At 72.0% G+C, this 7463-nt stretch carries 5 protein-coding genes and 1 pseudogene; all 6 read left to right on the plus strand.

Annotated elements, in window-relative coordinates; translation table 11 throughout:
* Positions 1-5: 5 nt before the first annotated feature.
* Positions 6-1547: an ABC transporter permease gene (locus ABTW65_RS25060; protein ID WP_350665238.1), complete on the plus strand. Its 1542-nt coding sequence runs from the start codon at positions 6-8 to the stop codon at positions 1545-1547.
* Positions 1544-2581: an ABC transporter ATP-binding protein gene (locus ABTW65_RS25065; protein WP_350665240.1), complete on the plus strand. Its 1038-nt coding sequence runs from the start codon at positions 1544-1546 to the stop codon at positions 2579-2581. The genes ABTW65_RS25060 and ABTW65_RS25065 overlap by 4 nt, the downstream gene beginning before the upstream one ends.
* Complete coding sequence (locus ABTW65_RS25070) at positions 2578-5040, plus strand: AMP-binding protein (protein ID WP_350665242.1); 2463 nt, start codon at positions 2578-2580, stop codon at positions 5038-5040. The genes ABTW65_RS25065 and ABTW65_RS25070 overlap by 4 nt, the downstream gene beginning before the upstream one ends.
* A pseudogene (locus tag ABTW65_RS25075) lies at positions 5037-5513 on the plus strand (O-acetyl-ADP-ribose deacetylase); the annotation flags it as partial. The gene ABTW65_RS25070 and the pseudogene ABTW65_RS25075, both read left to right, overlap by 4 nt.
* 84 nt (positions 5514-5597) lie before the next feature.
* Positions 5598-5969, plus strand: a complete 372-nt coding sequence (locus tag ABTW65_RS25080; protein WP_350665252.1) for a DUF6508 domain-containing protein — start codon at positions 5598-5600, stop codon at positions 5967-5969.
* 39 nt (positions 5970-6008) lie between these two features.
* Positions 6009-7313, plus strand: a complete 1305-nt coding sequence (locus ABTW65_RS25085) for a hypothetical protein (protein ID WP_350665244.1) — start codon at positions 6009-6011, stop codon at positions 7311-7313.
* The last annotated feature ends 150 nt before the right edge of the window (positions 7314-7463 follow it).

A 7463-nucleotide genomic window follows, 5' to 3' on the forward strand; every position in this document is an offset into this window, starting at 1 on the left:
GCAGCGTGCATCTCGGCACGTTTCCGGCCGGCTCCTCCGGGAGGTGGCTGATGCCGGCGGTGGCCGGCGCGATCGCTGCGGCCTGCCTGCTTCCTGTGGGGTACGTCCTGTGGTCGACCGCCTCGCTGGGTCCGGCGGAGGCGTACGACTTCCTGGTCCGCCCGCGCATCGGCGAGCTGCTGTGGAACACCGGCAGGCTGCTGGTCGGCGGGGTCGCGCTCTCGGTGGTGTTCGGGGTCTGCGGCGCCTGGGTGGTCGAACGGACCTCCCTGCCCCTGTCCGGTTGGTGGCATGGAGCGCTGTGCGCGCCGCTGGCCATTCCGGCCTTCGTCAACGGCTACGCCTGGGTGGCCACGACCCACGCGGTCCAGTCCTATCTCGGGGCGGTGCTGGTCGTCTCGCTCTCCTACTATCCGCTGGTCTACCTGCCCACGGTGGCGGCGCTCCGGCGCCTCGACCCGTCGCTGGAGGAGGTCGCGGCGGTGCTCGGGCGGCGGCCGCGGGAGGTGTTCCTCCGCGTGGTCCTGCCGACCGTCGCTCCGGCGGTGCTCGGTGGCGCGCTGCTGGTCGGGCTGCACCTGCTGGCCGAGTACGGCGCGCTCCAGCTGCTCAACTATCCGACCCTGACGACCGCGATCCTGCAGCAGTACGGCACGGCGTTCAACGGCCCGGCCGCGACCCTGCTGGCCGGCGTGCTGCTGCTCGCCTGTCTCGGGCTGCTGGCCCTGGAGATGCTGATCCGGGGTCCTGCCCGCCGCGCCCGCGTCGGCAGCGGCACCGCCCGCCCGGCGACCCGGCTGCGGCTGGGGCGGGGGACCGTGCCGGTGGTCGTCGCCCTCGGGTTCTTCGTCGCTCTGGCCGTCGGACTGCCGGCGGCCAGCCTGGTGCGCTGGCTGGTCCGGGGTGCCTCGGCCGAGCTCGACCTGAGCCGTCTGCTACCTGCTGCCGGCACCAGCGTCGCGCTGGCCGCCGTCGCCGGGCTCGTCGCGACCGCCGCGGCGGTCCCGGTGGTCTGGCAGGCCGTACGCCGCCGCACCAGCTGGTCGCTGGGCGTCGAGCGGGTCGCGTACGTCACCAGCGCGCTGCCCGGTGTGGTCGTCGCGCTCGCCCTGGTCACCGTCGCCATCGGCTGGCTGCCCGGGCTCTACCAGACGGTGCCGCTGCTCGTGGCGGCGTACGTCATCCTGTTCCTGCCGCGCGCGCTCGTCGCGGTGCGCGGGGTGCTGGAGCTGGTGCCGCCGCGGCTGGAGGAGGTCGCGCTCAGCCTGGGGCTGAGCCGGGCCGGGGCGATGCGCCGCGTGACCCTGCCGCTGCTGCTGCCCGGGCTGGCGACGGCGACCGCGATGGTCGCGCTCGCGGTCTCCACGGAGCTGACCGCGACGCTGCTGCTGGCCCCGATCGGGACCACGACGCTGGCCACCGAGTTCTGGAGCGAGGCGTCCTCGGTCGCGTACGGCGCCGCGGCGCCCTACGCGCTGGCGCTGGTGCTCCTCGCGATGCCGGCGACGATCCTGCTGGGTCGCTCCTCGAGAGGAGTGGCCCGATGACCGCGGCGTTGGAGATCAGCGGGCTGCGGGCCGGACACGGCCGGCGGCAGGTGCTCGACGGGCTCGACCTGACCGTCGAGGGCGGCGTGACCGCCGTCCTCGGTGCCTCGGGCTGCGGCAAGACCACGCTGCTGCGATGCGTGGCGGGGTTCATGACGCCGACCGCGGGCGAGATCAGGATCGGCGGCCGCTCGGTCGCCGGACTGGCGCCGCGCCGCCGCGGGATCGGGTACGTCCCGCAGGAGGGCGCGCTCTTCCCGCACCTCGACGTCGGCGGCAACATCGCCTTCGGGCTGCGCCGGAACGTGGCCCGAGCCGAGCGGCAGGCCCGCGTCGCCGAGCTGCTCCGGCTGCTCGAGCTGCCGGCCGACCTGGCCGATCGGCATCCCCACGAGCTCTCCGGCGGCCAGCAGCAGCGGGTCGCCGTGGCCCGCGCGCTCGCGCCCCGGCCCCGCCTGGTGCTCCTCGACGAGCCCTTCTCCTCGCTCGACGCGGGGCTGCGCGAGGAGTCCGGGCGCGCGGTCGTGCGGGCGCTGCGTACGGCCGGCGCGGCAGCGCTGCTGGTCACCCACGACCAGGGCGAGGCGCTCTCGCTGGCCGACCAGGTGGCCGTGATGGCTGCCGGGCGCTTCCTGCAGGTCGGCTCTGCGGTCGACGTCTACCTGACCCCCGAGCATCCCGGGGTCGCGGCCTTCCTCGGCTCGGCGACGCTGCTTCCCGGTGAGGTCGGCGGCGACGGCCGGGTCGACTCGCCGCTCGGTGAGGTCGCGCTCATCACGCCGCAGCCCGCCGGGGCGGTGACGCTGGTCGTCCGCGCCGAGCAGGTGCAGGTCTCGACCGACGCCACCTCCGGCACCAAGGGCGTCGTCGAGGAGGTCTCCTTCTTCGGCCACGACGCCACCATCCGGGTGCGGCTGAGCGATGACGTACGCGTCACCGCCCGGGTCCCGGGCACCGGGATCCCCGACATCGGGGCCACGGTCGCGCTCGAGGTCGTCGGGCCGCTGGTCGGCTATGCCGGGGACGCGCGATGAGCTCGACGATCGCGACCGGTGCGCACCTGCTCCTGAAGGGGCGGCCCGGGGACCCGGCGGTCATCACCGACGAGACGACGCTGACCTACGCGGAGCTGGAGCAGGCGGTGATGGACCGGGCGGCCGCGTACGGTCCCGGCCACGGGGTCGTGCTGCTCGAGGCGGGCAACGACCTGGACTCGGTGATCGGCTACCTGGCCGCGCTCGCCGCTCGCCGTCCGGTGCTGCTGACTCCGCCCGGAGGTGACATCGTCGAGCTCCGGACGCGCTACCAGGGCGCGTTCAAGGGCCGGGTGGACCTCCATCCCGACCTCGCCCTCCTGCTGTCGACCTCGGGCTCGACCGGGTCGCCGAAGCTGGTCCGGCTCTCCCGGGACAACCTGACCGCCAACGCGGCCAGCATCGCTGCCTACCTCGGGCTCACCTCCGCCGACCGGGCGATGAGCTCGCTGCCGCTGCACTACTGCTACGGCCTCTCGGTGCTCAATTCCCACCTGAGCGTGGGAGCCGCGGTGATCCTCACCGACCTCTCGGTCGCCGACGAGTGCTTCTGGGACGTCGCGGCGCGACACGGCGCGACCTCGTTCGCGGGCGTTCCCTACACCTTCGACCTGCTCGACACCTCGGGATTCGCCGACCGCTCGCTGCCGTCGCTGCGCTACATCACCCAGGCCGGCGGCAAGATGCCGGCCGAGACGGTCCGTCGCTACGCCGCGCTGGGGGAGTCGCGCGGATGGGACCTGGTCGTGATGTACGGCCAGACCGAGGCCACCGCCCGGATGGCCTACCTCCCACCGGCGCTCGCCGCGAGCCGGCCCGAGGCGATCGGCATTCCGATCCCCGGCGGGCACTTCCGCCTCGATCCCGTCGACGGCCTGGACGAGGGCGTCGGTGAGCTGGTCTACACCGGGCCGAACGTGATGATGGGCTACGCCGAGAGCGTCGGCGATCTCGTCCGCGGACCTGAGCTCACCGAGCTGCGCACCGGTGACCTCGCCCGTCAGGCCGACGACGGGCTATGGGAGATCACCGGCCGGAGCAGCCGGTTCGGCAAGATCCTCGGGCTGCGTATCGACCTCGACCGGATCGAGTCCGAGCTCGGGTCGGCGCGTGCCGTCGCTCCGGGTGGCCGCCTGCACCTGTTCACCGACGATCCGGGGTCCGCGGCCCGACTGCGGGAGCGCGTCGGCAGCATCGTGGCCCTGCCGCGCGCGGCGGTCCAGGTCCACCGGATCGATGAGGTGCCGCGTACGCCGAACGGCAAGGTCGACTACGCCACGCTCAACGCCTGGGCGAACGTGGCGGACGCGGCCGGGCCACCGGACGCTGGGCTGGCGGAGGGTGCGGACGCTGAGGCGCTGCGTACGGTCTATGCCACGGTGCTGAGGCGTCCCGATGCGACAGTGGCCGACAGCTTCGTCTCGCTCGGCGGCGACTCGCTCTCCTTCGTCGAGATCGCCACCCAGCTCGGCGAGCGGCTCGGCACCCTGCCCTCCGGCTGGCAGCACCGGAGCATCGCCGAGCTCGCCGCGAGCGCACGGAGCCCGCGGCGGTGGCTGCGACCGGTCGAGACCCCGGTGCTGCTGCGCGCGATCGCCATCGTCGCCATCGTCGGCAGCCACGCGGACGTCTGGACCCTGCTGGGCGGCGCGCACATCCTGCTCGCGGTGGCCGGCTTCAACCTCGCTCGCTTCGGGCTCACCGCTCCCACCCGAACCCTGCGCGCGCGCCGCCTGTTCCGGGGCGCCGTCGCGGTCGCGCTCCCTGCCGCACTCTGGGTGGTCGCGGTGGCCCTGGTCAGCGACCGCTACCACTGGCCGACCGCACTCGGGCTCAACCAGGCGTTCGGCAGCAACCAGTGGACCCGCGACTGGCAACTGTGGTTCCTGGAGGTCATCACCTGGTCCTTCGCCGGGATCGCCCTCCTGCTCCTGGTGCCCGTCCTCGACCGGTGGCAGCGGCGCCATCGGTTCGGTGCGGCTCTCGTGGTGGTGGGTGCGACCCTCGCGGTGCGGTACCTGTGGGTCGGCCTCGAGGCCGGCGCGACCGAGCGCTACACGATCGGCTGCGTCCTGTGGTGCCTCGCGCTGGGCTGGGCGGCGGCCGAGGCGCAGCGGCCGTGGCAGCGTGTGCTCGTCGCGGTGACGGTCGTGGTGGCGACGTACGGCTTCTTCGGCGACCCCGTCCGCGAGGCAACCGTCGCCCTCGGCATCCTCGTGCTGCTGGTCCCGTGGCCGCCCCTGCTGCCGTGGCCGATGGCCCGGCTCGCCGCCGTGCTCGCTGCGTCGTCGCTGTGGATCTACCTCGTTCACTGGCAGATCTATCCGGGCCTCGAAGCCTCCGGGCTCGGATGGCTGGGTGTCCTGTGCTCGGTCGCGGCCGGCGTCGCTGCCGCGCTCGGCCCGGCGGCGTGGGTCGCCCGAGCCCGCACTGTCCGGCTCGCTAGATTGACCGCGTGAGGATCACGGTCGTACGCGGGGACATCACCGAACAGCAGGTCGACGCGGTCGTGAACGCCGCCAACTCCTCGCTGCTGGGCGGGGGAGGGGTGGACGGGGCGATCCACCGGCGCGGTGGTCCGGCGATCCTCGAGGAGTGCCGGCGGCTCCGTTCGGGAGATCTCAGTGGCGGTCTGCCGGTCGGCGGGGCGGTCGCGACGACCGCCGGCAACCTTCCAGCGCGATGGGTGATCCACACGGTCGGGCCGGTGCACACCGACGGCCAGGACAATGTCGCCCTGCTGACCTCGTGCTTTCGCGAGTCGCTCCGCGTCGCCGACGAGCTCGGCGCGCACACGGTCGCGTTCCCGGCGATCTCGACCGGGGTCTACCACTATCCGCTCGACGAGGCCGCGTACGTCTCCCTGTGGACCCTCGCCCGGACCCCGACATCCGTCGACGAGGTGCGTGTCGTGCTCTTCGACCAGAAGGCGTACGACACCTTCGACCGCGCCCGCGAGGCTCTCGATCCCTCCGATGCCCAGGTTGAGGCTGAGCTGCGGAGCATGCCGGAGAAGATGTGGTGCGAGGCCTTCGAGGCCGCCGACGCGCTGACCGCCGAGGATCGTGACTTCGCCTGGGGTGGTGGCCAGAAGACCGAGAGCGGTGCGATCCAGATGCCGTATCCCGCCTACAGCGACCGGGTCCGCCAGCTCTACCGCTCGCTGCCGGGCGCGTCGATCGACTGGATGAAGTGGATGCGCGGCAACCCGCTCGTCTCTGACCCTTCGCTGCTCGCCGCTGCGCCGTTCGCCGACGCCGCCCGTCTGGCCACGGTCTACACCCGGGGCGAACGGTTCAACGACGGTGTCTTCGGGCATGCTCTTCAGGACGGGTCCATCGACGCGATCGTCGGTCGGCTGCGTACGTGGTTCGAGACCGAGCGCTGAGCAGCGATGACCCATGTCTCGGGACCGAAAGGAAGCATTGTGAGCACGCGCACCGTCGTCATGGCGCTCGCGATCGCGCTGATGGCGTCGTCGTGTGCGGCCAACCGGGGCGACCAGTTGGCCGATGAGCTGAGCGAGCGGCTCGAGGGTGTCGATGGCATCGAGCGGGTGGAGCTCGGTGGCAACAACGTGCTGCCGTTTGCGGGTGACGCCAGCGGAACCATCGTCCTGGAGGACGGGATCAGCACTGCGCGGGCCGTTGAGATCGCCGCGATCCTCGAGCCGTACGTGTCCGGGGAGAGTCCCGACTACGAGCTGACTCTCGGGATAGACGGCGTCGATCTCCAGGTGAGCCCATCCGAGGAGAGCAACGCGAGCGGGTTGCGGTTGCTCGACGAAGTGCGGCAGCGCACCGATCTGGGCAGCGCGACGATCGCCTACGGTGCCGGGTCACAGGCCTGTGTCGTCGAGGCGGAGGCGAGTACAGATCCGGTGGCGGTCTATGACGGCTTGGTTGCGCTCCGGACCGCGACGCCGGGATGTGAGCGCGCCGGTGTGCTGGTGACCCACGGAGGAGATCAGAGCGTCACCGATGCGGCCGACTACTGGGAGCACATCGACACGTTGCCCGAAGCGGTGTCGATAACGGAGCCGCTTGCCAGCCTCCGCGAGGTCCGGGATCGGCTCGACGTCGTGAGCTATACGGTCAGGCCGGGCTCGCTGGTGCTGGAGATGAGTCGCGGCGAGGACGTGGTCGAGGCCGACGAGCTCGCGCGCAAGACGCCCGGTCAAAAGGTGAGCGTCAGCGGCGGCAAGATCAGCGCCTGGAGCCAGGATGTCCCCGCTGCTCAGCTCGTCCTCGATCTCGCTGCGCTCTCATCGGTGGGGTCGGTCAGCAGCGATATTCGCGGTCTCCAGATCGGTGGCGTCGACGTGGACGACGTCGTCGCCATCCATCAGCAGGTCGCACGGGAGCCCGAGGCCACCGGTCTCAGCCGGATCTCGATCTCCGGCACCGTCGCCGGGGATGAGAGATACCAGGTTGCCGGATCTCCGGACGTGGTCGCGGAGCGAGTTGCTGCGGCACCGCGGCTGGCTGCGTACGCGCCGTTCGCTTTGGCTGATGACGACCTTTCGGTGACCGTGGCCGTCGATGAGGTGCCCGACATGGTTCGGGTGATCAAGCCGCTCGCTGGGTTCGGGACGCTGGTCACCGTCCGTGACGACCAGGGGCGGGAGGTCACCTTTCGGAGCGCCGGAGACGAGATCGAGGTTTCCGAAGCGGAACGGCGCGAGGAGGTACGGCCTTTGCTGGACGCTATCTGGAGGGCTTGGGACGGGTGATCCGGGGCTTGCTCCGGACTTCTTCGGGGTTGGGGTGGGCCGCCGACCCTTCTTCGAGGGTCTTCTCGATCTGGTCCGGCGTCAAGGACGCCCTTCGGGCGCCGGCTTCGCCGGCCGCCTTCGGCGGTCCTGGACTCCGGACCAGATCGA

The sequence above is a fragment of the Nocardioides sp. NPDC127503 genome, assembly GCF_040302165.1.
GTDB lineage: Bacteria > Actinomycetota > Actinomycetes > Propionibacteriales > Nocardioidaceae > Nocardioides.